This window comes from Arthrobacter sp. BG3, assembly GCF_056680185.1.
On record NZ_CM155270.1, the window covers coordinates 1,628,971 to 1,654,536 of the forward strand.

General features: G+C 67.9%; 24 protein-coding genes and 1 riboswitch. Of the genes, 13 read left to right on the forward strand and 11 right to left on the reverse strand.

The genetic code is table 11. From position 1 onward, the window contains the following. Positions 1-75 precede the first annotated feature (75 nt). From AC1MFL_RS07155 to AC1MFL_RS07180, 6 genes are read left to right on the forward strand one after another with little or no spacing between them, the layout of a single operon-like run. Positions 76-1,119: an aliphatic sulfonate ABC transporter substrate-binding protein gene (locus tag AC1MFL_RS07155; protein ID WP_479814351.1), complete on the forward strand. Its 1,044-nt coding sequence runs from the start codon at positions 76-78 to the stop codon at positions 1,117-1,119. Next, positions 1,119-2,030, forward strand: coding sequence for an ABC transporter permease (locus AC1MFL_RS07160; RefSeq protein WP_479814353.1), 912 nt, complete (start codon positions 1,119-1,121; stop codon positions 2,028-2,030). The genes AC1MFL_RS07155 and AC1MFL_RS07160 overlap by 1 nt, the downstream gene beginning before the upstream one ends. After that, entirely contained in the window at positions 2,021-3,997 is a 1,977-nt protein-coding gene (gene acs / locus AC1MFL_RS07165; protein WP_479814355.1) for an acetate--CoA ligase, read from the forward strand. The genes AC1MFL_RS07160 and acs overlap by 10 nt, the downstream gene beginning before the upstream one ends. Before the next feature lie 9 nt (positions 3,998-4,006). Continuing rightward, positions 4,007-5,227, forward strand: a complete 1,221-nt coding sequence (gene sfnG, locus AC1MFL_RS07170) for a dimethylsulfone monooxygenase SfnG (RefSeq protein WP_479814357.1) — start codon at positions 4,007-4,009, stop codon at positions 5,225-5,227. After that, entirely contained in the window at positions 5,227-6,687 is a 1,461-nt protein-coding gene (locus tag AC1MFL_RS07175) for an O-acetylhomoserine aminocarboxypropyltransferase/cysteine synthase family protein (RefSeq protein WP_479814359.1), read from the forward strand. The genes sfnG and AC1MFL_RS07175 overlap by 1 nt, the downstream gene beginning before the upstream one ends. Further along, entirely contained in the window at positions 6,684-7,181 is a 498-nt protein-coding gene (locus AC1MFL_RS07180; RefSeq protein WP_479814360.1) for a CoA-binding protein, read from the forward strand. Before AC1MFL_RS07175 ends, AC1MFL_RS07180 begins: the two co-directional genes overlap by 4 nt. A gap of 163 nt (positions 7,182-7,344) precedes the next feature. Here AC1MFL_RS07180 and AC1MFL_RS07185 read toward each other — a convergent pair whose 3' ends face one another. From AC1MFL_RS07185 to AC1MFL_RS07200, 4 genes are all read right to left on the reverse strand, one after another. Continuing rightward, a complete protein-coding gene (locus AC1MFL_RS07185; RefSeq protein ID WP_479814361.1) occupies positions 7,345-8,064 on the reverse strand; it encodes a hypothetical protein in 720 nt (239 codons plus the stop codon). After that, positions 8,061-8,609, reverse strand: coding sequence for an RNA polymerase sigma factor (locus AC1MFL_RS07190; RefSeq protein WP_479814363.1), 549 nt, complete (start codon positions 8,607-8,609; stop codon positions 8,061-8,063). The genes AC1MFL_RS07185 and AC1MFL_RS07190 overlap by 4 nt, the downstream gene beginning before the upstream one ends. Before the next feature lie 88 nt (positions 8,610-8,697). Continuing rightward, a complete protein-coding gene (locus AC1MFL_RS07195) occupies positions 8,698-9,192 on the reverse strand; it encodes a hypothetical protein (RefSeq protein ID WP_479814365.1) in 495 nt (164 codons plus the stop codon). 320 nt (positions 9,193-9,512) lie between these two features. Beyond that, entirely contained in the window at positions 9,513-10,802 is a 1,290-nt protein-coding gene (locus AC1MFL_RS07200) for an adenylosuccinate synthase (RefSeq protein ID WP_301230385.1), read from the reverse strand. A 332-nt stretch (positions 10,803-11,134) separates the two neighbouring features. Next, positions 11,135-11,239: riboswitch (SAM riboswitch) on the forward strand. Positions 11,240-11,251: 12 nt separating this feature from the next. On the opposite strand from AC1MFL_RS07200, the gene AC1MFL_RS07205 reads away from it, so the two are divergent. Together AC1MFL_RS07205 and AC1MFL_RS07210 are read left to right on the forward strand one after the other, a co-directional pair. Further along, the gene (locus AC1MFL_RS07205) at positions 11,252-12,460 is read left to right on the forward strand and encodes a cobalamin-independent methionine synthase II family protein (RefSeq protein WP_479814367.1); all 1,209 of its coding nucleotides are present in this window, start codon (positions 11,252-11,254) and stop codon (positions 12,458-12,460) included. 173 nt (positions 12,461-12,633) lie between these two features. Continuing rightward, on the forward strand, positions 12,634-13,266 hold the full coding sequence (locus AC1MFL_RS07210) for a uracil-DNA glycosylase family protein (RefSeq protein WP_301230383.1): 633 nt from the start codon (positions 12,634-12,636) through the stop codon (positions 13,264-13,266). A gap of 142 nt (positions 13,267-13,408) precedes the next feature. On the opposite strand, the gene AC1MFL_RS07215 is transcribed toward AC1MFL_RS07210, so the two are convergent. From AC1MFL_RS07215 to AC1MFL_RS07225, 3 genes are all read right to left on the reverse strand, one after another. Continuing rightward, positions 13,409-13,837 carry a DUF3151 domain-containing protein gene (locus tag AC1MFL_RS07215; RefSeq protein WP_479814369.1) on the reverse strand — a complete coding sequence of 143 codons (429 nt, stop codon included), beginning with the start codon at positions 13,835-13,837 and terminating at the stop codon, positions 13,409-13,411. Positions 13,838-13,839: 2 nt separating this feature from the next. Continuing rightward, the gene (fbaA, locus tag AC1MFL_RS07220) at positions 13,840-14,859 is read right to left on the reverse strand and encodes a class II fructose-bisphosphate aldolase (protein WP_479814370.1); all 1,020 of its coding nucleotides are present in this window, start codon (positions 14,857-14,859) and stop codon (positions 13,840-13,842) included. A gap of 200 nt (positions 14,860-15,059) precedes the next feature. Beyond that, entirely contained in the window at positions 15,060-15,725 is a 666-nt protein-coding gene (locus AC1MFL_RS07225) for a TrmH family RNA methyltransferase (RefSeq protein WP_479815372.1), read from the reverse strand. A 109-nt stretch (positions 15,726-15,834) separates the two neighbouring features. Here AC1MFL_RS07225 and AC1MFL_RS07230 point away from each other — a divergent pair, with 109 nt between their 5' ends. Continuing rightward, positions 15,835-16,689: an HAD-IIA family hydrolase gene (locus tag AC1MFL_RS07230; RefSeq protein WP_479814371.1), complete on the forward strand. Its 855-nt coding sequence runs from the start codon at positions 15,835-15,837 to the stop codon at positions 16,687-16,689. Positions 16,690-16,698: 9 nt separating this feature from the next. On the opposite strand, the gene AC1MFL_RS07235 is transcribed toward AC1MFL_RS07230, so the two are convergent. The 4 genes from AC1MFL_RS07235 to pyrE all read right to left on the reverse strand — a co-directional run bounded on the left by AC1MFL_RS07235 (position 16,699) and on the right by pyrE (position 20,017). After that, complete coding sequence (locus AC1MFL_RS07235; protein ID WP_479814372.1) at positions 16,699-17,739, reverse strand: thioesterase domain-containing protein; 1,041 nt, start codon at positions 17,737-17,739, stop codon at positions 16,699-16,701. 84 nt (positions 17,740-17,823) lie between these two features. Then, entirely contained in the window at positions 17,824-18,465 is a 642-nt protein-coding gene (locus AC1MFL_RS07240; protein WP_479814373.1) for a hypothetical protein, read from the reverse strand. A 107-nt stretch (positions 18,466-18,572) separates the two neighbouring features. Beyond that, complete coding sequence (locus AC1MFL_RS07245) at positions 18,573-19,340, reverse strand: GAF and ANTAR domain-containing protein (RefSeq protein ID WP_479814374.1); 768 nt, start codon at positions 19,338-19,340, stop codon at positions 18,573-18,575. Positions 19,341-19,432: 92 nt separating this feature from the next. Beyond that, positions 19,433-20,017, reverse strand: a complete 585-nt coding sequence (gene pyrE, locus AC1MFL_RS07250; RefSeq protein ID WP_479814375.1) for an orotate phosphoribosyltransferase — start codon at positions 20,015-20,017, stop codon at positions 19,433-19,435. A 141-nt stretch (positions 20,018-20,158) separates the two neighbouring features. Between pyrE and acsA the strand changes: the two genes are divergently transcribed. The 4 genes from acsA to AC1MFL_RS07270 are packed head-to-tail and all read left to right on the forward strand — an operon-like array spanning position 20,159 to position 25,557. Next, positions 20,159-22,051: an acetate--CoA ligase gene (gene acsA / locus AC1MFL_RS07255; RefSeq protein WP_479814376.1), complete on the forward strand. Its 1,893-nt coding sequence runs from the start codon at positions 20,159-20,161 to the stop codon at positions 22,049-22,051. Next, on the forward strand, positions 22,048-23,085 hold the full coding sequence (gene pdhA / locus AC1MFL_RS07260) for a pyruvate dehydrogenase (acetyl-transferring) E1 component subunit alpha (protein ID WP_479814378.1): 1,038 nt from the start codon (positions 22,048-22,050) through the stop codon (positions 23,083-23,085). The genes acsA and pdhA overlap by 4 nt, the downstream gene beginning before the upstream one ends. Then, positions 23,082-24,062, forward strand: coding sequence for an alpha-ketoacid dehydrogenase subunit beta (locus tag AC1MFL_RS07265; RefSeq protein ID WP_479814380.1), 981 nt, complete (start codon positions 23,082-23,084; stop codon positions 24,060-24,062). Before pdhA ends, AC1MFL_RS07265 begins: the two co-directional genes overlap by 4 nt. Then, complete coding sequence (locus AC1MFL_RS07270; RefSeq protein WP_479814381.1) at positions 24,055-25,557, forward strand: dihydrolipoamide acetyltransferase family protein; 1,503 nt, start codon at positions 24,055-24,057, stop codon at positions 25,555-25,557. Before AC1MFL_RS07265 ends, AC1MFL_RS07270 begins: the two co-directional genes overlap by 8 nt. The last annotated feature ends 9 nt before the right edge of the window (positions 25,558-25,566 follow it).

Sequence of the window (25,566 nt, forward strand, 5' to 3'; positions counted from 1 at the left end):
CGCTGCTGCGCGCGCCGGCCTGCTCCACCCTTTCCACACCCGTTCGCCTTGCTCCCGATGTCCCAGAGGATCCCCATGTCATTCGCCACCAAAGCCACCCGCCGGTCCGTTATCGGCGCCGCCGCTGTCTCCGCTGCCCTCGTCCTCACGGGCTGCGTCGCAGGAGAAGGTTCCGGCGGGCCCGCCAAAGCGAACACCGCCGTCGAGAGCGGCACGCTGAACATCGACTTCGCCACCTACAACCCGCTGAGCCTGGTCATCAAGAAGAAGGGCTGGCTCGAGGCCTCGCTCAAGGACCAGGGCGTCACCGTGAACTGGGTGCAGTCCGCCGGCTCCAACAAGGCCAACGAGGCGCTGCGCTCCGGCGCGGTCGACGTCGGCTCCACGGCCGGATCAGCTGCGCTGCTCGCCCGCGCCAACGGCTCGCCGATCAAAACGATCGACATCTACTCACAGCCGGAGTGGGCGGCCCTCGTCGCCAAAGCCTCCTCGGGCATCACCACCGTGGCCGACCTCAAGGGAAAGTCCGTGGCCGCAACCAAAGGCACCGACCCCTACTTCTTCCTGTTGCAGTCCCTCTCCGAAGCCGGGATCTCCGCCAAGGACGTCACGGTGCAGAACCTGCAGCACGCGGACGGCCGGGCCGCATTGGAAAACGGGTCGGTGGATGCCTGGTCCGGGCTCGACCCGATCATGGCAGGCGCAGAGCAGAAGGGCGCCAAGCTCTTCTACCGGAACCTTTCCTTCAACACCTACGGGTTCCTGAACGCCACGGAATCCTTCCTGCAGAACAAGCCGAAGCAGGCGCAGGCCGTCGTCAACGCCTACGAGAAGGCACGTGCCTGGGCCGCGGCGAACCCGGACGAGACGGCACAGATCCTTGCCGACGCCGCCGGCCTGGAGCTCGCCGTCGCGAAGACCGTAGTGCTGGAGCGCAGCAACCTCAACGTGGACCCGGCGCCGGGCGAGGCCCAGCGCAAGGTTCTGGCGAAGATCGGCCCCACGTTCGTGGAGACCGGCGACGTCGCCAGCCAGAAGCAGATCGACGACGCCGTCGCCTCCATTCTTGATGACTCGCTGGTGAAGAAGGCGGACGCGTCCGCCATCAAGGATTCCTGATGACACAGCTCAGGAATCCAGCCCTCACCGGCACTAATGTTGCGGACGGGCGCGCTGCAGCCGTCCCCGCAACTCCAGCAGACGCCGCCCGGCCGGGCCCGCCCCCCACGGGTGCGGGCGGCCCCCCGGCGAACGGATGGTCCCCCGCCGGGATCCTGGCCAACGGCTGGGCGCGTCTGCTCCTTGGATTGACCATTCCCGCTGCGGTTCTTGCCGCCTGGCAGCTGTCCACGGCCGCCGGGGTGTTCAGCGTGGTCCAGCTTCCGCCGCCGGCCATGGTGCTGGACGCAGCCGCGGACCTGCTCCAGCGCGGCCAGCTTGGCCAGCACATCGCGATCTCCACCCAGCGTGTGCTGATCGGCTTCGCCGCCGGCGCCGCCCTGGGCCTGGTGTTCGGGTCCCTGGTGGGGCTGTCCAAATTCGCGGATGCCCTGCTCGCGCCGACCATCGGCGCCCTCCGAGCCGTCCCGTCGCTGGCCTGGGTGCCGCTGCTCATTCTCTGGATGAAGATCGGCGAGGATTCCAAGATCACCCTGATCCTGATCGGCGCCTTCTTCCCCGTGTTCACCACCGTCTCCCTGGCGCTGCGCCATGTGGACCGGAACCTGGTGGAGGCGGCGCGCGCGTTCGGGCTCAAGGGCGTGAAACTGCTGACCACGGTGCAGCTCCCGGCCGTGGTGCCGGCGGTCTTCTCCGGGCTCCGTCTGGCGCTGGCCCAGGCCTGGCTGTTCCTCGTGGCCGCGGAACTCATCGCTTCCTCGATGGGGCTCGGCTTCCTGCTCACGGACTCGCAGAACAACGGCCGCACGGACCGGCTCCTGCTGGCGATCGTGCTGCTCGCGGTCATCGGCAAAATCACCGACGCCCTGCTGGGCCTCGCAGAGAAATGGGCGGTGAAACGATGGGCATAACAACACAGACAGCCCCGGCCAGTCCCCCGGCCACCGACCAGGAGCGCCTCTCCTTCTGGGAGGAAGCTGCGCTCCGGCTCGACTGGGAGGACGCGCCCGGGCAGGACAACCCCTGGCACACCACCCACCGCCGCGTCCCGGCCGACGCCGACGCCGGGCTCGGCCCGGACATCACCTGGTTCGAGGGCGGCAGGCTCAACGTCGCCTACAACTGCGTCGACCGCCATGTGGCGGCGGGCCGCGGGGACAGGGTGGCCCTGCACTTCGAGGGCGAACCGGGTGACCGCCGCACCCTCACCTACGGGGACCTGCAGCGCGAGGTTTCCAAGGCCGCCAACGCACTGCTGGACCTCGGCATCACCAAGGGCGACCGGGTGGTCATCTACCTCCCGGTCATCCCGGAAACCGTGATCATCACCCTGGCCGTGGCCCGGATCGGCGCGATCCACTCGCTCGTGTTCGGCGGCTTCTCCGCCGAGGCACTCAAGTTCCGGGTGGAGGACACCCGCGCCAGACTGCTCGTCACCACCGACGGCCAGTTCCGCCGCGGCGTCGCCGTGCCGGTCAAGGACAACGCGGACGCCGCCGTCGCCGGGGACAACGCGATTGAGCATGTCCTGGTGGTGAACCGCACCACCGCACCGGAATTCCTGGACACCGTCCCGATGACCGCGGGCCGCGACGTCTGGTGGCATGACACCGTCGGGCGGGCCTCCGCGCACCACACGCCGGAAGCTTTCGACGCCGAGACCCCGCTGTTCATCATGTACACCTCCGGCACCACCGGGAAGCCCAAGGGCCTGGTCCACACCTCCGGCGGCTACCTCACACAGGCGTCCTGGAGCTTCGAGCACCTCTTCAGCAACCCGGACCCGGCCCTCCGGGACCAGGATGTGCACTGGTGCACGGCCGACCTCGCCTGGGTCACCGCCCACACCTACGAGCTGTACGGCCCGCTCTCCAACGGAGCCACCCAGGTGATCTTCGAGGGCACCCCCAACACCCCGCACCCGGGCCGGCACTTCGAAATCATCGAACGCTACGGCGTCACCCAGTACTACACCGCGCCCACCCTGGTCCGCTCCCTGATGGGCTGGTTCCCGGACGGCGTCCCGGCCAGCTACGACCTCTCCTCCATCCGGCTGCTGGGCACCGTCGGCGAGGCCGTCAACCCCGAGGCCTGGCGCTGGCTCCGCGAAAACGTCGGAGCCGGCACAGCCCCCGTGGTGGACACCTGGTGGCAGTCCGAAACCGGCGCCACGATCCTCTCCCCCGCCCCCACCGACACGGAGTTCAAGCCCGGCTGCGCGGCCCGGCCGCTGCCCGGGGTCAGCACCCGGATCGTGGACGACGCCGGCAACACCGTGCCGCCGGGCGTCCAGGGCTTCATCGTGGTCGACGCCCCCGGCCCGGCCATCGCCCGCACCGTATGGGGCAACCCGCAGCGCTACTTCGATTCGTACTGGCGCAAGTACGCCGAGCAGGGCTGGTTCCTCGCCGGTGACGGCGCCAAGTACGACGCCGACGGCGACATCTGGATCCTCGGGCGGGTGGATGACACCCTCAATGTCTCCGGACACCTGCTCTCCACGATCGAGATCGAGTCGGCCCTCGTCTCGCACCCGGACGTCGTGGAAGCCGGCGTCTGCCCTGTCGCGGACCCCAAGACAGGCCACGCCATCGTCGCGTTCGTCGTGCTTCGGGAATCGGCGGCTGCCGAGGACATCGTGTCCGAGTTGAAGGCACACGTCGCGAAGGAGATCGGGCCGATCGCCAAGCCGCGCGACGTCGTCGTCGTTCCTGATGTACCGAAGACACGCAGCGGCAAGATCATGCGCCGGCTGCTGACCCAGCTGTTCGAAGGAACCACCCTCGGCGACACGAGCTCGCTCCAGAACGAGCCGTCCATCGCCGGCATCCAGTCCGTCCTGCGGGAACGCAGTGACAACCGAAATACCCAGAAGTAAGGACCTCCCATGACTGACATCAGCAACGTCGCCCGTCTTTCCGAACCGCTCAAGTTCGCCTACTGGGTTCCCAACGTCTCCGGCGGCCTGGTGGTCTCCACCATCGAACAGCGCACCGGCTGGGACTTTGAGTACAACAAGAAACTGGCCCGGATCGCGGAGAACTCCGGATTCGAATACGCCCTGACCCAGACCCGCTATGCCGCGTCCTACGGCGCGGACAAACAGCACGAGGCCACCTCGTTCAGCCTGGCGCTGCTGGCCGCCACCGAGCGGCTCAAAGTGATCTCCGCCGTGCATCCGGGCATGTGGCACCCCGGCGTGCTGGCGAAGTACATCATCACCGCCGACCACATCTCCAACGGCCGCGCCGCCGTCAACATCGTCTCCGGCTGGCTCAAGGACGAGTTCACCAACTTCGGCCTCGAATGGCTCGAACACGACGAGCGCTACGTCCGCACCGAGGAATTCATCAGGGTCCTCCGCGGGCTGTGGACCGAGCAGGACTACAGCCAGTCCGGCAAGTACTACAACATCAACAACTTCACCCTCAACCCTGCCCCTGTGGACGTGCCGGGCCGGGCGCACCCGGAGATCTTCTTCGGCGGGAACTCCACGGCGGCACAGGCCACGGCCGGCCGGGTCGCGGACTGGTACTTCTCCAACGGCAAAGACCTCGAAGGCTTCAAGGAGAACATCGCCGGCGTCGTTGCCGCTGCCGGCGCAACGGGCCGCGGCACCGGGGCTGCGCTCCCCTCCGCTTTATCCTCTCCGAGGTTTGGCCTGAACGGCTTCGTGATCGCCCGCGATTCCGAGAAGGAAGCCCGCGACACCCTCCGCGAGATCGTGGCGAAGGCGCACAAGCCCGCCGTCGAGGGTTTCCGCGCGGCTGTCCAGGAAGCCGGGCCGTCCACGAAGGACGGCAAGGGCATGTGGGCCGACTCCAGCTTCGAGGATCTGGTGCAGTACAACGACGGCTTCAAGACCCAGCTGATCGGCACCCCGGAGCAGATCGCGGAGAGGATCGTGGAATACAAGAAGATCGGCGTGAACCTGTTCCTCACCGGCTACCTGCACTTCCAGGAGGAAGTCGCGGCGTTCGGTGCGGACATCCTGCCGATCGTCCGCGAACTGGAAGCGGACCTCGCACGCAGGAACGGCACGGAACTGGACCTGTCCGGCGCCGCGGCGGTTTCGGCCAGCTCAACCACCGGGCTGGTGAACGCGTAATGGCTGACCGCAAATTCGGATTCCGCACCCGCGCCCTGCACGCCGGAGGCACCCCCGATGCCGAGCACGGCGCCCGCGCCGTGCCGATCTACCAGACCACGTCCTTCGTGTTCAAGGACACCCAGGACGCCGCCAACCTCTTCGCGCTGCAGAAGTACGGCAACATCTACTCCCGGATCGGCAACCCCACGGTCGCCGCGTTCGAGGAACGCATTGCCTCCCTCGAGGGCGGCATCGGCGCTGTGGCCACCTCCTCGGGCATGGCCGCGGAGTTCATCACCTTCGCTGCACTCACCCAGTCCGGCGACCACATCGTCGCGGCCTCCCAGCTCTACGGCGGGACCGTCACGCAGCTGGACGTCACGCTGCGCCGCTTCGGGGTGGACACCACCTTCGTTCCCGGCACCGACCCGGCCGACTACGCCGCCGCGGTCCGGGAGAACACCAAAGCGATTTTCGTTGAGGTGGTGGCCAACCCGTCCTCGGAAGTCCAGGACCTTGAGGGCCTGGCCAAGGTAGCGCACGACGCCGGCATCCCCCTCGTCGTCGACGCCACCTTGAGCACCCCGTACCTCGTGCGGCCGATCGAGCACGGGGCCGACATCGTGATCCATTCGGCCACCAAGTTCCTCGGCGGGCACGGCACCACCCTCGGCGGCGTCATTGTCGAAAGCGGCCGCTTCGACTGGGGCAACGGCAAGTTCCCCACCATGACCGAACCGGTGGCCTCCTACGGCAACGTCTCCTGGTGGGGGAACTTCGGTGAATACGGCTTCCTGACCAAGCTCCGCTGCGAGCAGCTGCGCGACATCGGGCCTGCACTCTCGCCGATGTCCGCCTTCCAGCTGCTGCAGGGCGTCGAGACCCTGCCGCAGCGCCTGGACGAACACCTCAAGAACGCCCAGGCCGTGGCGGAATGGCTCGAGGCGGACGAGCGCGTGGCGTACGTGAACTTCTCCGGGCTGCCCTCGCACCCGCACTTCGAACGGGCCAGGAAGTACCTGCCGCTGGGGCCGGGCTCGGTGTTCTCCTTCGGTGTGAAGGGAGGCCGCGCCGCCGGGCAGAAGTTCATCGAGTCCCTGCAGCTGGCCTCGCACCTGGCCAACGTCGGCGACTCACGGACCCTCGTGATCCACCCCGGCTCCACGACCCACCAGCAGCTCAGCCCCGAACAGCTCGAGTCCGCCGGTATCCCCGAGGACCTGATCCGGATCTCGATCGGGCTGGAGGACATCGAGGACATCCTCTGGGACCTGGACCAGGCGCTGGACATGGCGTCGGAGGACGGTGCCTCGGATGCGTCCGCCCGCGGCTTAGCGTTCCCGGCTTCCCCCGGACTCGCAAGCTCCTCCGGGGACCCCGAGCCGGTCTCTTCACCGCCTCGTTCCTCGGCGGCGCGATGCGCCGCTTCCGCGGACACATCAGAGGCCGACAGCAGCACGATCGGAGCATTGTCATGAGCAGCGAAGAGACCCGGACCTGGGCCGGGCCGTCCGCTCCGGAGCGGCTGAACCTGCTAAGGCAGGCGAAATCAATCGCGATTGTTGGTGCCTCGGACAAGCCGTCCCGGGCGAGCTACTTTGTGGCGACGTACCTGCAGTCCTCCACGCGCTACAAGGTGTATTTCGTGAACCCTGTGGTGAAGGAGATCCTGGGCCAGCCGACCTACGCCTCACTGGCGGAGCTGCCGGAAAGCCCGGACATCGTGGACGTGTTCCGCAAGCACGACGACCTGCCGGGTGTCCTGGAAGAAGCCATCGCGGCCGGCGCCAAGACGCTGTGGCTGCAGTTGGGCTCCTGGCACGAGGATGTCGCGAAGGAAGCGGAAGCTGCCGGACTCGACGTCGTGATGGATCGCTGCGTGAAGATTGAGCATGCCCGCTTCCACGGCGGCCTGCACCTGGCCGGCTTCGACACAGGGGTCATTTCCTCCAAGCGGCAGGTCCTGGCCTAGCGCCTCTGCCGGGTCCGGACGCCCGTCTCCCGCAGCTCAGGGCGCCGAATTCGCGGGAAACGCCCGGACTCGCCGTTTTGTTTCGGCGAGTTCGGGCGTTTCCCGCGACGTCGACTTCCGCGGGCTGGCCGGACTAGGGCTGGCAGGACTAGGGCTGGCCGGACTAGGGCTGGCCGGGGAGTGCCGGGAGCACGCCGGGAAGAGCCGGCTCCGTGGGAAGACCCTTGCCCCCGCTCGGGATGGGGAGTGCGGGGGTCCCCGGTGTGACCGGGCGGTGGGGCGGCGTCGGAAGGAATCCGGTATGGCCCACAGCAGGCGGACTGGCAGGGGTGCCGGGCTTCGCTGGAACCGCAGCAGAGGCTCCGGGAGCCCCCGGAGTTTCAGCTGGCGGCGGAGTGGCGGCGCCCGTTGCGTTCGACGTAGGCGCGGGGGCTGCCGGGACGTCCGCCGGTGACGGGCGGGCAGGCCGCGGGGCCGTATCGGGCATCTTGTCGGCGGTCTGGAAGATGGTGCCCACAGAATGGCTGAACGTCTCGCCGAAGTTCCCGCTGGAGGCGGCCACGGCGCCCGCCCCAAGAGTCATTGCACCCAGCACGGCGCCACCGACGATTGCGAGCCTGCGCTTCCGGCCGCGGTGCTCGGCCAGGCTCGTGACGCCAGCCGGAAGAGTTTCGTCGACGGAATCCGGCGCGGAGGCGGCGGAACCATAGCTGCCGGCGGCCAGCAGCGCCGCGAGATCGGCGCGGGGCGCGGGGGCCTCGTCAGGGACCAGCGCGCGGAGCTCTTCGAGTGAGCTGCGGAGCTCGGCGGCTGCTTCGAGGCCGGAATCACGGAGCATCGCCTGGATGCCGCCATCCTGCTGGGGTTCGCGGGTTCCGGTCATGATGCTGCGTGGTCCTTTTCGGTGACGAGTTCGCGCAGGGCACTGAGCCCGCGTCGTTGAAGCTGTTTGATGGCGCCCGGCGACTTGTCCATGATGCCGGCCACCTGTTCGATGGATAGGTCCGCGACGATCCGCAGGACCAGTACTGCCCGCTGCTCCTCATTGAGCCGGGAAAGGGAATCTGTCACGCCGCCCAGCGAGCCGAGGACCTCGTCCTCGGCGGAAGGGGCGTACCGGGTGTCATCACGGGGGTCGTATTCGGCCAGGTAAGGCGTGCGTTCTGCCCGGCGGTGATGGTCGACCAGCCGCGCGTGGGCGACGGAGAAAATGAAGGTCCGCAAACCGTTGTGGCCGCCGGTGACCTTGGCCAGTTTCGGCAGGACATCGACGAAGACGTCCTGGGTGAGCGCTTCGGCGTCGTCCACTCCGCGGGCCCGGAAGTAGCCGAGGACGGCGGGTGAAATGACCGTGTAGACAGCGTTGAATCCTGACGGCTCGCCAGCGAATGCTGCTGACAATTCGTCATCGCTTAGCTGTTCTGCCAAGAGGCTGTCCTTCCGGTTACTGCTGGGGTGCGGCCTGGGCAAGTCTAGCGGCCGCACCCCCGGGTGCCTCCGAGGAGGCGTGTACTGCCTACTTGTTGATCTCAGGCTTCTCGTCCGACGGCAGGGCCGGGACGGCGGGGACGGCCGGGGTAGCCGGAACGGCGGGGACATCCTTGGCGCCGGGGACAGCGGGGACGGCAGGAACGGCGACGGTCACGCCGGCGTGCGCCTTGGCCTCGGCTGCGCCCTTGGCATTGGCGGCACCGTCGACGGAAGCGCCATCCTTGTCAGCTTCGAGGGAGCCCTCTGCGGATCCTTCGGTGCCCTCAACGCTGACGTCGCCCTCGGCGGAGTCGTCAACGGACGGGGATGCCGGGACGGCGGGGACGGCCGGCTGGGAGGGAAGGTCGGGCGTCGCCGGGACCGCAGGGGTTGCCGGGACGGCGGGCGTAGCGGGGCTCACTTCAGCCTGCTGGGTGTTCGAAACCTGGGCCGCGTTGGCCAGGCCGATGCCGGAGAACCCTCCGACGGCGAGAATAGCGGCGCCGACAGCAATCTTGGTGGTCTTGCTAACACTCTTCATAAGAAACGTACATCCTTTGGTTTTGGGTGAAAGCCGGCTGCGGCCCGATGGAGGCTGGCAGCAGCCCGCGCGTTCAGTGAAAGGCCGGCCGGCGCAGCTTGGGGGCATGCGCCGGCCTGCACTTACAGTGGAAGACCGGCCGGAAACCTGGTGGGGGGTCCATGCTCCGGCGGCGCTTACAAAGGAGTAATCGCTGGGGTGCCCCGAAAGGTTACGCACCGATCGGAAGTTTCTTTTTCCTCGGGACGAGCAACGGCGGCGGGCCACCCTTCCAGGTGACCCGCCGCCGTCGGGCGCCGCGATGAATGCGTCAGTCAGTATCAGTCATTGATCAGATCGTTGATCACGATCGTCTGGTCGCGGTCCGGGCCGACACCGATCGCGGAGAACCGCGTGCCGGAGAGCTTCTCGAGTGCCAGCACGTAGTTCTTGGCGTTCTCCGGGAGGTCTTCCAGGGTGCGGGCACCGGTGATGTCCTCAGTCCAGCCTTCGAAGTACTCGAAGATCGGCTTGGCGTGGTGGAACTCGGTCTGCGTCATCGGCATTTCGTCGTGCCGGACGCCATCAACGTCGTAGGCCACGCAGACCGGGATCTGCTCGATGCCCGTGAGCACGTCCAGCTTGGTGACGAAGTAGTCGGTGAAGCCGTTGACGCGGGAGGCGTGGCGCGCCAGCACGGCGTCGTACCAGCCGCAGCGGCGCGGCCGGCCGGTGTTGACGCCGAACTCCCCGCCGGTCTTCTGCAGGTACATGCCCATCTCATCGAACAGTTCCGTGGGGAACGGTCCTGCGCCTACACGGGTGGTGTAGGCCTTGATGATGCCGATGGAGCGCGAGATCCGGGTGGGGCCGATGCCCGAGCCCACGGAGGCGCCGCCGGCGGTCGGGTTCGAGGAGGTCACGAAGGGGTAGGTGCCGTGGTCAACGTCGAGGAACGTGGCCTGGCCGCCCTCCATGAGGACCACCTTGCCCTCGTCCAGGGCGGTGTTCAGGACAAAAGTGCTGTCGATGACCAGCGGGCGGAGGCGCTCGGCGAAGGACAGGAAGTACTCCACGATCTCGTCCACCTCGATGTCCCGGCGGTTGTAGACCTTCACCAGCAGTTCGTTCTTCTGGCGCAGCGAGCCTTCGACCTTCTGGCGCAGGATGGAGGCGTCAAAGACGTCCTGGACCCGGATGCCGAGGCGGGCCACCTTGTCCATGTAGGCCGGGCCGATCCCGCGGCCGGTGGTGCCGATGGCGCGGCTGCCGAGGAACCGCTCGGTGACCTTGTCCAGGACCTGGTGGTAGGGCGCCACGAGGTGGGCGTTGGCGGAGACCCGCAGCTTGGAGGTGTCGGCGCCGCGGGCTTCCAGGCCGTCGATCTCCTGGAACAGCGCCTCGAGGTTCACCACGCAGCCGTTGCCGATAATCGGAACCGCGTTGGGGCTCAGGATGCCGGCCGGAAGGAGCTTGAGCTCATACTTCTCACCGCCTACGACGACGGTGTGCCCGGCATTGTTGCCGCCGTTGGGCTTGACGACGTAGTCGACTCGGCCACCAAGCAGGTCAGTGGCCTTACCTTTGCCTTCGTCGCCCCATTGGGCTCCGACGATCACGATTGCTGGCATGGGATCCTCCCCCATTCGTTCGGGCCAAAGTCCGTGTGATTCACCAGGGTGGTCACCGGAGCTCAGCGCCGTTCATGAGAACGCCCCGGATCTACCGCTGTGCTCTTACCATCAACGCCAGAGTCCGGGGCTCTTACCACCCAAGTTTAGCCGATCGCGGTGGCGTCGACTCATTTGACCATCCAATGGACTTCCCGCCGGCTGCGCGGGGACCTGGCGGGGGCGGCTGGGCCGGGAGGAGGCGGGGCGGCTGGGCCGGGACCCGGTGTCCAGCACGCGGAACTTCGCCGGATGGGCTTGCGCGGGGGCGCCCGGTCGAATTAGGTGGGAGGTGACCATCCCGAGCGGCCGAGGGACCTGGACCGTTGACGCCGCAGCAACCCTGCCCGTACGCAGCACTGTGACGGCCAAGGTGCTACCGCCAGGACCGATGGAAAGGAAGCGCCCCCATGCAGCAGAACACCGACCATATCCGCGCCACCCATGCAGGCTCATTGCCCCGCACCCCCGAGCTCATCGCGGCGAACGAGGCCAAGGAAACAGAAGGCATCACCCCCGAGTTCCTGGACCTGCTGGAAACGTCCGTGGTGGACATCGTCCGGCGCCAGAAAGACCTCGGCATTGATATCCCCAACGACGGCGAATATGGGCACACGATGTCCAGCTCGGTGGACTATGGCGCCTGGTGGAACTACTCCTTCAGCCGGCTCGGCGGCCTCGAGCCGACGGATGTGGACCGCTGGGCTGACGCTGCAGTGCACCGCTCCACACCCGGCAACATCGTGCTGACCTCCTTCCCGGACCGGCGCGACCGGCAGAAGTTCAACGAGGCCTACAACGACCCGTCCTCCGGAATCCTGGCGCACCGCAAAAGTGTCACCCAGCCGAAAATCGCCGGCCCGCTGAGCTACACCGGGCAGGACCTTGTGGGCTCGGACATCGCCAACCTCAGGACCGGCCTGGCCGCCGCCGGCCTGGCCGAGGGCTTCGTCGCCTCGCTGTCCCCGGGCTCCTGCGCCCGCGTCGCCAACGAGTACTACAAGACGGATGAGGAACTCCTCTACGCCTGCGCCGACGCCATGCGGGAGGAGTACAAGGCCATCATCGACGCCGGGCTCACGGTCCAGCTGGACGATCCGTCGCTGGCCGAAAGCTGGGACCAGATCAACCCGGAACCGAGCCTGGCCGACTATCTCAAATTCATCCAGCTCAGGGTTGAGGCGACCAACTGGGCGCTCCGCGACCTGCCGCAGGACCAGATCCGGCTGCACGTCTGCTGGGGTTCCTGGCACGGCCCGCACACCACGGACATCCCGTTCGCGGACATTGTCGGTTCCGTCCTGCAGATCAATGCGGGCGGCTACTCCTTCGAGGCCGCCAACGTCCGCCACGAGCATGAATGGCGCGTCTGGGAGGACACCAAGCTCCCCGACGGAAAAGTCATCATCCCCGGCGTCGTTTCCCACGCCACCAACGTCGTCGAGCACCCGGACCTGGTGGCTGACCGGATCGTACGCTTCGCCGAACTGGTGGGCCGGGAAAATGTGATTGCATCCACAGATTGCGGTCTGGGCGGCCGGGTGCACCCCCAAATTGCCTTTGCCAAGCTGGAATCCTTGGGAGAGGGCGCCCGCCGCGCCACCGCGCGGCTCTGGTAGCGGCCGCTCCGCGGGAACGGCATTTCGCGGGGCTTGATAGACTAGTAAGGATCGACCAGGAATCGGTCCACACCACATTTTCAAACCACACCGTACTTAACGTGCCCCGGTGCTCGGCGTGCCCACGTACGGTCTGGCAGCTTCACCAAAACCCGCAGGAGACTCAGCAATATATGACAGCCTTGGCCACTGAAAATTCCCGCGAACAGCTTCTGAGCCGCCGCTACGAACCTAGCGTCGCGGCCGTCAACGAGCTGTGCGACACGCTGCAGGCAACCAAAGCTGGCATGAATGTCCCGTATGTAGACCCGATGCACGACGTTGACGAGTGCCGCATCATCAGCCTCTTCTCCAACATCGGAACCGAGGACGAGTCAGGTTTCATCACCGCCGGCGACGAAGAAGCCGCCACCCGCCTGCTCGGCGTCCAGTGGAAGCTGGGCCTGCGCCCGGAGTTCGTGATGCCGTGGAACGTGCACCCCTGGTACGTCCCGGGCGAGCCGAACGGCAAGTTCACGCCGGACCAGATTTCCGCCGGCCTGAAGCCGCTGCTGAAGTTTCTCGCCGTCGTGCCCCGCGCCTCAGTGATCGTGGCCCACGGAACCGAAGCCAACCGCCTCGCTAACCTGCTCCTCAAGACCGAGGTGCCGATGATCTGGCGCCGCGGCCTCAAGACCTACAAGGTCCGCTCGCTCAGCGGCCGCGCCTTCGCCGGCACCCCTGCCCGCCAGGAGCAGTACCTCGAAGAAATGGGCACCGTCTACGCGGACGCCATGGCGCGCACCGGTCTGGCCAAGACCAGCTAGTCCGCACCCACCCGCGTCGACGACGGCGGGCGCCCACCTTCCGGTGGACGCCCGCCGTCGCACTTTAACCAGCAACGCGGGGTCACTTACGGTCCATCCCAGGGTGTGGAATGGACCGTAAGTGACCCCGCGTTGTGGTTGGTTAGCGGTTCTCGGCTTCGATGGCTGCCTTGGCGGCGGGATCGGAGTCCTTGAGGAACTTCTCGATCCGCTCCGGTTCCTCGGCCTCGCTGATGGCCGCGGAGGCGCGGCCCAGTGAATACAGGGCGCGCAGGAAGCCGCGGTTGGGTTCGTGCTCCCACGGGATGGGCCCGAAGCCGCGCCAGCCGTTGCGGCGCAGCGAGTCCAGGCCGCGGTGGTAGCCGACGCGGGAGTAGGCGTAGGAGTCGATGGTCCGGCCCTCTTTCCACGCTTCCTCGGCCAGCACGGCCCAGAGCAGCGAGGAGGTCGGGTTCTTTTCCACTAGGTCCAGGGCTTCCTGGCCCGCGTCCAGTGCTGCGTAGACCTCGGTCTCGGCAGGCAGGAGCGTGGGCTCAGGGCCCATCAGGTTCTTGCGGAACTCGTCCGACATCCTTAGAACGTCTTGCCGGTGGAGCCGAGCTGCTGGGCAGCCTCGACGACGCGGGCCGCGAGGCCGGCTTCGGCGGAGGCGCCCCAGACGCGGGGATCGTAGAGCTTCTTGTTGCCGACTTCGCCGTCGACCTTCAGCACGCCGTCGTAGTTGCGGAACATGTGGTCCACCACCGGGCGGGTGTAGGCGTACTGGGTGTCAGTGTCGATGTTCATCTTGATCACGCCGTAGGAGACCGCGTCGGCGATCTCCTTTTCGGACGAGCCGGAGCCGCCGTGGAAGACCAGGTCGAACGGGTTGGCCTTGCCGATCTTGGCGCCGACCTGCTCCTGGATGTCCTTGAGGATCTCCGGGCGGAGCTTGACGCCGCCGGGCTTGTAGACGCCGTGCACGTTGCCGAAGGTCAGCGCCGTGATGTAGCGGCCGTTCTCGCCGGAGCCGAGGGCTTCGATGGTGGCCAGGGCGTCCTCGACGGTCGTGTACAGCTTCTCGTTGATGGCGTTCTCGACGCCGTCTTCCTCGCCGCCGACGGTGCCGATCTCGACCTCGAGGATCATCCGGGCGGCAGCGGTGCGCTCCAGCAGTTCCCGGGCGATCCGCAGGTTCTCCGGCAGGGTCTCGGCGGAACCGTCCCACATGTGGGAGTTGAAGAGCGGGTTGCGGCCGGCCTTGACCTCGGCCTCGGAGGCTGCCAGCAGCGGCAGGACGAAGCCCTCGAGCTTGTCCTTCGGGCAGTGGTCCGTGTGCAGGGCGACGTTGACGCCGTAGTTCTTGGCGACTTCGCGGGCGAACGCGGCGAAGCCGAGAGAGCCGGCAACCATGTCCTTGGTGGAGGCGCCGGACCAGTAGGCGGCGCCGCCGGTGGAGACCTGGACGATGCCGTCGGATTCGGCTTCGGCGAAGCCGCGCAGGGCTGCGTTAAGGGTCTGGGAGGAGGTGACGTTCACGGCGGGGAACGCGAAGCCGCCCGTCTTAGCGCGGTCGATCATCTCGGAGTAGATCTCTGGGGTTGCAATGGGCATGCTGACTCCTAAAGTGAGTTTCGTCTGCGGGCTGGGCTCACCCTGGAGTGAACCTCGTCGGCTAGGAACCATCCTAGCCATTACTGCGCCGGGGGCAGTGTTTCCGGTCACTCGCGCCTGTAATATCCGGCTTCGCCCGGGTTCCCGGCAGGTTCCGCCGCGGTTCCCGGCGGGATCGCGCAGGCAAGGCCGCGGACGCGCTAACCCGGGAGCTGGCTGAAGACGTGCCGGCGGATCCAGGCGTGCATCGCGATGGCCGCGGCCGAGGCGGCGTTGATCGACCGGGTGGAGCCGAACTGCTCGATCGACAAGGTGTCCACCGCCGCTTCGTGGACCTCGGGGGACAGCCCCGGGCCCTCCTGGCCGAACACCAGCACGCAGTCCCTGGGCAGTTCGTAGGTCTCCAGCGGCACGGAGTCCGGGAAGATGTCGATCCCGATGATCGCGAGTCCCTCCCCCTGCGCCCAGGCCACGAAGTCCGCGACGGTGGGGTGGTGGCGGATGTGCTGGTAGCGGTCGGTGACCATGGCCCCGCGGCGGTTCCACCGGCGTCGTCCGATGATGTGGACTTCCTTGGCGAGGAACGCGTTGGCGGTGCGCACGACGGTGCCGATGTTCATGTCGTGCTGCCAGTTTTCAATCGCGATGTGGAAGTTGTGGCGCCTGGAGTCGAGGTCCGCCACGATCGCCTCGTGCTTCCAGTACCGGTATTTGTCGACCACGTTGCGCCGGTCGCCGTCCGCCAGGAGGTCCGGATCCCAGTGCTCCCCCTGCGGCAGTTCGCCTTCCCAGGGCCCGACGCCGACCTCCGCCTTGGGCTCCGCATCGGCCTCCGTCCCGGCAGCTGCCCCGGCCGCCGTCCCCACCTCTTTTGCGGTCAGGCTGCCGGAAAGGGTTTCGCTGGGTATCTCGGGTTCAGTCACGCCTCAACATTAGACTGGGACTGGCATCGGCACATTATCGGCGGAGGACAGCATGGCGGAGCAGCAGGAAGACCACAGGGACAACGCGGACCAAGTGCGTTCAACAAAATCCGTGTACCGCAGCGGCCAGGAGATTGAGTGCTGGCTGACTGACATGGATGGTGTCCTGGTCCACGAAAACCAGCCCATCCCGGGCGCCGCTGAACTCATCCAGCGCTGGGTGGACACCTCCAAGCGCTTCCTCGTCCTGACCAACAACTCCATCTTCACGCCGCGGGACCTCGCCGCACGGCTGAAGAGCTCGGGCCTGGAAATTCCCGAGGAGAATATCTGGACCTCGGCCCTGGCCACCGCGCAGTTCCTCAAGGACCAGGTCCGCGGCTCGGATTCGGGCAACCGCGCCTACACGATCGGCGAGGCGGGCCTCACGACGGCGCTGCACGAGGCCGGCTTTATCCTCACCGACCAGGATCCGGACTTTGTGGTGCTCGGCGAGACCCGGACCTACTCCTTTGAAGCGATCACCATGGCCATCCGGCTGATCCTGGGCGGCGCGAGGTTCATCGCGACCAACCCGGACGCCACCGGGCCCTCGAAGGACGGGCCGATGCCTGCCACCGGCGCCATCGCGGCGCTCATCACGAAGGCGACCGGGCGGGAGCCCTACATTGTGGGCAAGCCGAACCCGATGATGTTCCGCTCGGCCATGAACCAGATCGACGCGCATTCGGAAACCACCGCCATGATCGGTGACCGGATGGACACCGACATCATCGCCGGCATGGAAGCGGGGCTGCACACGGTGCTGGTGCTCAGCGGCATCACCCATAAGGACGACATCGCCGCGTACCCGTTCCGGCCCAACCAGATCCTGAACTCCGTAGCGGACCTGAAGAACCAGATCTAGGACCGCGCATCAGATGGCGGTTTTTTTGCCTCCGCCGGAGGGCAGCGGGAAGAGTTCGTCCTCGAGTTCCTCGATGATCGGCCGGTAGACGAAGGGACTCCAGCCCGGGCTGGCGTGTGCCGGCCGGGCGCCGTCGGTCCGCAGGGAGTCCGAGGCCATGTTGTCCTTGAAGGTCAGCGACCAGGAGTCCCGGGCGCTCTCGTAGTCCACGGTCCGGTCGCGGGGGTTGCCGATGAAGGCCATCCGGGTCCCGCCCAGCTTTCCCGCGAAACGGGTGGCGTCGAAGTGGTAGATGTAGGCGGACTCGGACTGGATCAGCACGCTGGAGGGGGCGATCGGCGAGAGCTGTTCCATCGTCTGGTCCAGGACCTGACCCCAGCTGCGCTCGTCCTTGTTCAGCATCCGCTCGCCCAGTTCGTAGCCGCCGCGCAGCACCGAGGGGAACCGGAAGCCGCTCTCGTACAGGAACACCACCCCTTCAAACCAGCTTTGGTCCAGCACGTCGTGCTTGCTGTAGGGGCTGGAATCCAGCAGGATGAAGGCCACCTCAATGCCGTGGAGCTCCCGGAGCCGGGCGGCGGCCTGGGTTGCCACCATTCCGCCGAAGCTGTGGCCATAGAAGTAGAACTTGGTGAGCTGGTGGGCCCGCGCGTGCTCCACGATGGCGATCACGATCTGGTCGATGTCGATGCCCACGTTGGAGTATCCGACGGCGGCGAGCTGGCCGCGCTTGTTCAGCGCCCCTCGCAGCGCGTTCAGGATCCACTGGGCCTCCTCCCAGCTCGTCTTGTAGCCGGGAAAGAGGAACCAGCTGGCGTTGGGGAAGTACTTCTCGGCCGTCTGGTCCGGCACCGTGAGGATCTTGTGGACGCGTCGTTCGGCCTGCACTCGCCGGGTGAACAGCATGTCGGCCGCCAGCACCGAGGCGGCACCGGCGCCGGCCAGGAAACCCCGCCGGGAGAATCTCTTCAGTTCCGCGGCATGGCGAAGCACCCGGGCGTCGGCCTTGCGGGCCCCGCCCGCGTCCTCAACTTCCGGCTCATGCGGCACATCTCTACCGTAGCCACGGAGGAACACGGATAAGAAACGACGCCGGATAACAGCTCGGCCACAGCCTGGCGGCCGGGCGTGGGCCTACACCGGTTCCGGTTCCCGGTCCGCTTCGGGGCGGCTGATGGTGCGGACGTTTGCGCGCTTGATGCTGCTGTCGCCGGCTGCGGGGCGGCTGATTTCCAGGTCGCGCGGGACTGTATTGATGCCGACCTGGCGGCGGCTGATTTCCAGGCCGATTTCGTCATAGGTCGCGAGGAGCTGGGAGCGGGCCATGTCCGCCGGGTTGTCCAGCAGCCCGAAGACGGAGTCACTGGCGGCCAGCAGTTCGTCGTCGGAGTAAACGTTCAGCGGCCGCGTTCCTAAGGCGTCAATGGATGCGGTGAACTCCGCCGACAGATCCAGGGACGGCAGCGCGGCGGCGATGTTTTCCACGAACGGGTTCAGTTCCAGGGAGACGCCGGCCGAGCTGGGCAGGGCGCCGGCCGTTTCGACGAGTGCCGCGGCGCCCTCGATGGCGTTGAGGTCGTTGCGGAGGCCTGCGAGAGCGGCGGATTCCACGAAGATCGCGCGGCCGAGATTCACCCGGATGTGCGAGGTGATGCCCAGCCGGCGGACGCGGGAGACCAGCTGCATCAGGGCCGGGCGGGAGAGCTGCGTCAGGCTTCCCCGAAGGTCGATCCGGACGACATCCGAGGCGATGTCCAGCTTAACTTGAGCGTTCAACGAGTTGTCCATAGGTACTCCAAAAAAGGGTGTCTATGGCCGACGGCTCAACCTCATTCAGGTTATAGGCCGCCGAAGGTGCACACAAGTCATATGGCGCTACCGGTTCAGCCCGCTGCTCTCCGGCCGGGTTCCTCGAAATGGGTGCGGGTCGCGGTGCCGCCCACGGACTGGACCAGGGACGCGGCGATGTCACGCAGCTTGACGTTGCCGTTGCTGGACGCGTCGGTGAGGATCCTGACCGCTGTCTCCTGGTCACAGCGGTTCTGCGCCATGACAATCCCGATCGCCATGTCGATCACGGTGCGGGATTCGAGGGTGGCGCGGAGGTTGGTGGCACTGTCGGTGTGCAGGGAGAAGCGCACGGCCAGGCGCAGCGCCTGGGAGATCTCCCGGGTGTAGCCGCGCGCCCGGGCGGCAACATCGCCGTCGAACTTGTGCGGCATGTCCGAATACAGGTTCAGTGCCGCCTGGGCCTCGCCCTGCAGATGGAACGGCACGGAGAGGACCGAGCGGAGGCCGTGCGAAGCGACGGCACTGGCGTAGTCCGGCCCCCAGCGGTCCTCATCAAAAAGGTCCGGGACGTAGACTTCGCGTTCCTCCTGCGCCGCCGTCAGGCACGGTCCCTGCGAGAGCCGGTACTGGATCTCATCCACCTCGCGGGCGGAGTCGCTGCTCCAGCCGATGGTCGCGGCCTTGCGGTCCCGCAGCAGCGTGATGCCGCACAGGGCGTCGTCGCCGGCCCCCGCCACCTGGTGGGCGGAAAACCGCGCGAGTTCATTGAGGAAGTCCTCGAAATCGGCGCTGTCCAGGATCAGGTTCTGGATCTGGTCAACGGTGCTGAGGGGTTCGAGGATCTCTTCGGGCAGGAGCATGGCGCGTGGTCTCCGGGGGTCTGGTGGCTACTAGAAAATGATAATTCACGCCCAATCCACCGTCCACACGCGTCCGCTGGGGGACGAACGGCCTAGCTGAGGCCGAGTTCGTCCTTGCCGAAGGCGAAGAGGTAGGGAACCCCGGCCTCAGCCTCGATCTTTTCCTTGGCGCCGGTGTCGCGGTCCACAATCACCGCGACGGCGACGACGTTGCCGCCGGCCCTGCGGACGCCTTCGACGGCGGTCAGCGCGGAGCCGCCGGTCGTGGATGTGTCTTCAAGCACCAGCACCTTGCGGCCCTCGACGGAGGGGCCTTCCACCTGGCGGCCCATGCCGTAGGACTTCTGCGCCTTGCGGACCACGAAGGCGTCCACGGGGCGTCCGGCGTCGACGGCGCTGTGCATCACCGCGGTGCCCACCGGGTCGGCGCCCATGGTCAGGCCGCCGGCGCACTCAAAGTCGATCCCGGCGTCGTCCAGCAGCGAGAGCATGACCTGTCCGACGAGTTTGGACGCCTCATGGTGCAGCGTGATCCGGCGCAGGTCGATGTAGTAGTCGGCCTCGGCGCCGCTGGAGAGGATGACCTTGCCGCGGACGACGGCCAGCTCCTTGATCAGTTCAAGCAGGCGGGCACGGGCGGCAGCGGCGTCAGCTGCAGGGGCACTGTTGGCAGTCATGGGACCCAGTTTAGTGGCTGGGAGGTAACGGATCCCCCGCCGGCCGCTTAGATGTCGGGCCGCCTGCCGGAGACCGCCGGGACGTACCCGTCGGGCCTTTGTCCTCTAGGCACCCCAGCCGGGCGGGAGTCCGATGGAACCATGACGGCAGGAACGGAACCATCGACCCGCTGGCCCACCATCCCCAAGGACGTCGGCAGCTTCCGGGTCCGGCCGAACCTGGTGGACTATGACGCGGCGTGTGCGGGCTTTTCCTGGGACGAAGCCCGCCACGGGCTGTCCGGGCTGCCCGGGGGCCGCGGCGTCAACATCGCCTATGAGGCGGTGGACCGGCACGCCGCCGGGGGGCACGCCGGCCACGAGGCGCTGCGGTTCATCCGGGCCGACGGCAGCAGCCACTCGTTGACTTTCGCCGAACTGGCAGAACAAACCAACCGCTTCGCCGGGGTGCTCCGCAGCCTCGGCATCGGCCGCGGCGAGCGGGTCTTCTCGCTCACCGGCCGCGGCCCGGCGCTCTACATCGCGGTGCTCGGCACCCTCAAGAACGCGAGCGTGTTCTGCCCGCTCTTCTCGGCCTTCGGCCCCGAGCCCGTGCGGCAGCGGCTGCAGCTGGGTTCCGGCCGCGCCCTGGTCACTACCCGGGCCCTCTACCGCAGGAAGATCGCACAGCTCCGCGGCTCGCTCCCGGAGCTCCAGCACGTCCTGCTGACCGACGCCGACGGCCACCCGGACCCGGGGACACTGGACCTCGCCGCTCTGATGCGCGCCGCACCGGCGGAGGCCGAAATCGCCGCGACGCAGGCGGAGGACATGGCCCTGCTGCACTTCACGTCCGGCACCACCGGAACCCCGAAGGGCGCCATCCACGTGCACGACGCCGTCACGGCCCACCACGCGACCGGCACCTCCGCCCTGGACCTGCACCCGGACGACATCTACTGGTGCACGGCCGACCCCGGCTGGGTCACCGGAACCTCCTATGGCGTGATCGCGCCGTTGACCCACGGGGTCACGACGATCGTGGACGAGGAGGAGATGGACGCGGACCGCTGGTACCGGATCCTGGCCGAACAGCACGTCACGGTCTGGTACACCGCCCCGACAGCGCTGCGGATGCTGATGAAGGCCGGGGCGGACCGCGCCCAGGGCCACGACCTCTCCGCCCTGCGGTTCGTCGCCAGCGTCGGCGAGCCGCTCAACCCGGAGGTCGTCGTCTGGGGCCAGCAGGCATTCGGCCAGCCCGTGCATGACAACTGGTGGCAGACCGAAACCGGCGGCATCATGATCTCCAACTACGCGGCCACCGAGATCCGCCCCGGCTCGATGGGCCGGCCGCTCCCCGGTGTCCAGGCGGGCATCGTGGCCCGTGACGCCCAGGACAAGCCGATCGTCCGCGACGGCGAGGCGGTCCTGGTGACGGAGCCGGACGCAGTCGGCGAGCTGGCCCTGCGGCCGGGCTGGCCCTCCATGTTCCGCGGCTACCTGCATGAGGAGGAGCGCTACCGGCGTTGCTTCGTGGGCGGCTGGTACCTCACCGGCGACCTGGCCAGGCGCGACGCCGACGGGTACTACTGGTTCGTCGGCCGCGGCGACGACGTCATCAAGTCCTCGGGGCACCTGATCGGCCCGTTCGAAGTGGAGAGCTCCCTGATGGAACACGAGGCCGTGGCCGAAGCCGGGGTGATCGGGGTCCCGGACCCGGTGGCCGGCGAGGTGGTCAAGGCCTTCGTGGAACTGCGTCCGGGCTGGGAGCCCTCCGAGGAGCTGCAGCTGGAAATCATCGGATTCGCCCGCAAGCGGCTCGGCCCGGCGGTGGCGCCCCGGCTGCTGGACTTCACCACGGCCCTGCCCCGGACACGCAGCGGCAAGATCCTGCGGCGGCTGCTCAAGGCCCGCGAGCTCGGCCTGCCGGAGGGCGACACCTCCACGATCGAGACGCCTCCGGGGGCGGCGGAACCTGGGCCGCCGGAACCGGGGGCTTCCCTTCCAGGGGCCCCGGAAGCGGCCGGACAGCGGCCGGAGGTGCAGCCATGACCGGGCCGCTCGACCCGCCGGCCCGGACCCTGGACCCGGCCCACGGCCGCCACCTGCTGCTGCAGATGCTGCGCGTCCGGCGGCTGGAGGAAAAGTGCGTCGAGCTGTACAGCGCCGCCAAAATCCGCGGCTTCCTGCATGTCTACATCGGGGAGGAAGCGGTGGCGGCCGGCGTCCTGGAAACCCTCGCCCCGGAGGACGCCGTCCTGGCCACCTACCGGGAACACGGCCACGCCCTGCTCCGCGGGGTTCCCGCCGGGGCGATCCTGGCCGAGATGTATGGCCACGTCGAGGGCTGCTGCCGGGGCCGGGGCGGCTCCATGCACCTGTTCGACGCCGCCACCCGCTTCTACGGGGGCAACGCGATCGTCGCCGGCGGCCTGCCGCTCGCCGTCGGCATGGCGCTTGCGGACAAGATGTCCGGGCGCGCCCGCGTCACCGTGTGCTTCTTCGGCGAGGGCGCCGTCGCGGAGGGTGAATTCCACGAGAGCCTCAATCTCGCCGCGCTCTGGCAGCTGCCCGTGCTGTTCTGCTGCGAAAACAACCTTTACGCCATGGGGACCGCGCTGGGCCGCTCGGAATCCCAGACGGACATCGCGCTCAAGGCCGCGGGTTACGAGATCGCGGCGTGGGCCGTGGACGGCATGGACGTCGTCGCCGTCGAGGACGCCGCCCGCCATGCCGTCGAGGCAGTCCGTGCCGGCGGCGGACCGCATTTCCTGGAGTTGCGCACCTACCGTTTCCGGGCCCACTCGATGTTCGACCCGGAACGGTACCGTGACAAAGCCGAGGTTGCCCGCTGGCTGGAGCGTGACCCCATCAACCTGCTGCGCGCCGCGATGGAGGCCGCCGGCCAGCTCACCGCCCAGCAGTGGGAACAACTGCAGTCCGACGCCGACGCCGAGGTAGCCGCCGCCGTCGACTTCGCCGAGGCCGGGACGCCCGAACCACTGGAGGACCTCACCCGTTTCGTCTACAGCGAGCGCGCCGGGGACAACAGAGCAGGCGCTGAGAGCGGGCGGAGCGGGCCATGAAATCCAGCTACCGCGAGGCGCTCCGTGCCGGGATCCGCGACGCCATGCTCCGCGACGAACGGGTCTTCCTGATGGGCGAGGACGTGGGCTCCTACGGCGGGTCCTTCGCTGTGAGCCTGGGGCTGCTGGAGGAGTTCGGCCCGGAACGCATCCGCGACACTCCACTTTCGGAGTCCGGTTTCGTGGGGGCCGGAATCGGTGCGGCCCTGGCCGGAATGCGCCCCATCGTGGAGATCATGACCGTCAATTTCAGCCTGCTGGCCCTTGACCAGATCGTAAACAACGCGGCGAGCCTGCTGCACATGTCCGGCGGACAATTCAACGTCCCGATCGTGATCCGGATGACCACGGGCGCCGGGCGCCAGCTCGGCGCCCAGCACTCGCACAGCCTGGAGGGGTGGTTCGCCCACATCCCCGGCCTGCGCATCCTCGCCCCCGCCACGCTGGCCGACGCCCGCGGCATGCTGTGGACCGCGCTGGAGGACCCGGATCCGGTGCTGATCTTCGAACACGGCTCGCTCTACAACGTGACCGGGGAGCTCGACGACGATGCCGGCCCGGTGGACATTGACACCGCCGCGATCCGGCGGACCGGCACCGACATCACCCTGATCACCTACGGCGGAACGCTTCCCGCCGTGCTCGACGCCGCCGAGCAGCTCGCGGCCGAGGGCATCGACGCCGAGGTGCTGGACCTGCGCACCCTCCGCCCACTCGACGAGGCCGCCATCCTCGCCTCCGTCCGCAGGACCCACCGCGCCGTCGTCGTGGACGAAGGGTGGCGCAGCGGAAGCATCTCCGCGGAAATCAGCGCCCGGATCACCGAGAACGCGTTCTATGACCTGGATGCCCCGGTGGGCCGGGTCTGCAGCGCCGAAGTGCCGATCCCCTACGCGAAGCACCTGGAGCTTGCGGCGCTGCCGTCGGTGGACCGGATCGTTGCGGCGGCCAGGCAGGCGGTCAGCGACGGTGGGTGACTTCCTGATGCCCTCCCTCGGGGCGGACATGGAACATGGAAAGATCGTCGAGTGGCTGGTCAAGCCCGGCGACTACGTCCGCCGCGGCGACCTCGTGGCGGTGGTGGATACGGACAAGACCGTCATGGACGTGGAGTCCTTCCAGGAGGGGGTAGTCGCCGAACTGCTAGTGGACCTCGGCGAAACGGTGCCGATCGGAACCCCGCTGGCCCGGATCACCCAGACCCCTGCCGAGGTCGGCGCTCCCCGCCATGAGGCACCCGCAGCCCCGCTCCCCAAGGCCGCCGCTTTGGGGGCCGCCACAGCGGGGGCCACCGCGGGGACCACCGCGGGGACCACCGCGGGGACCACCGCCAAGGAGGCCCCGCCAATCGCCCCTCCGGTGCGGCACCTGGCACACCGGCTGGGCGTCGATACCGCCAGGATCCACGGCACCGGCAAGGGCGGCGCCATCACACGGGCGGATGTGGAGCATGCCGTTGCCGCCACCCCGTCCGCGGGGCGGGTGCGCTCCTCCCCCCGGGCGCGGAGGCTCGCCGCCGAGCTCGGCCTCGATCTTTCCGTTGTCAGCGGCACCGGACCGGAGGGCGCTGTCACCGTGGCGGACGTGCAGCACGCCGCGGCCGCACGTCCCCCGGAAGCTGCGGTGCCCGGCGGCGGCGTCCCGGCGGAAACAGCCGCTCCGGCAGTGCCGGCCGCGGGGACGACCGCGGAACCGTCGACCCGGTGGGAAGCACCGGCTCCCCCGGGGGAAGAAACGGCTCCGGCGGAACTAACGGCAGCTCCGGCAGCTCCGGCAGCGGGGAAGACCGCGGAAGCAAGGGAGCGCGTCACCAGCCTGCGCCGCGCCATCGGCACCCTGATGTCACGCTCGAAAAAGACCATCCCGCACTACTACCTCAGCACCACTTTGGACCTGCGTGCCGCCGTCGACTGGATGCAGTCCGTCAACGCGCAGCGGCCAGTGGCCTCCCGGCTGGTGCCTTCCGCCCTCCTGCTCAAGGCCGCGGCGCTTGCGGCCAAGGAAGTGCCGGAGGTCAACGGTTTTTACGACGACGACGGCGGCTTCCGGCCCAGCGCGTCGGTGCACCTCGGCGTCGCCGTCGCCCTGCGCCAGGGCGGCCTCGTGGCCCCCGCCATCCATGACGCGGACACCCTGGCCGTGGACGTGCTGATGGAGCAGCTCCGTGACCTCGTCAGCCGTGCCCGGGCCGGGCGGCTGCAGCGCGCCGAAATGGCGGATCCCACCATCACGGTGACCAATCTCGGGGACCTGGGCGTGGAGAGCGTCTTTGGTGTCATCTATCCCCCGCAGGTCGCGATGGTCGGCTTCGGCCGGGTGACGGAACAGCCGTGGGCGCAGCACGGGATGCTGGGCGTGCGGCCGGCCGTGACCGCGACCCTCTCCGCAGACCACCGGGTCAGCGACGGACTGCGCGGCGGCCGCTACCTGACCCGGATCGACGAGCTGCTGCAAAAGCCGGACGAACTGTGAACCGGGCGG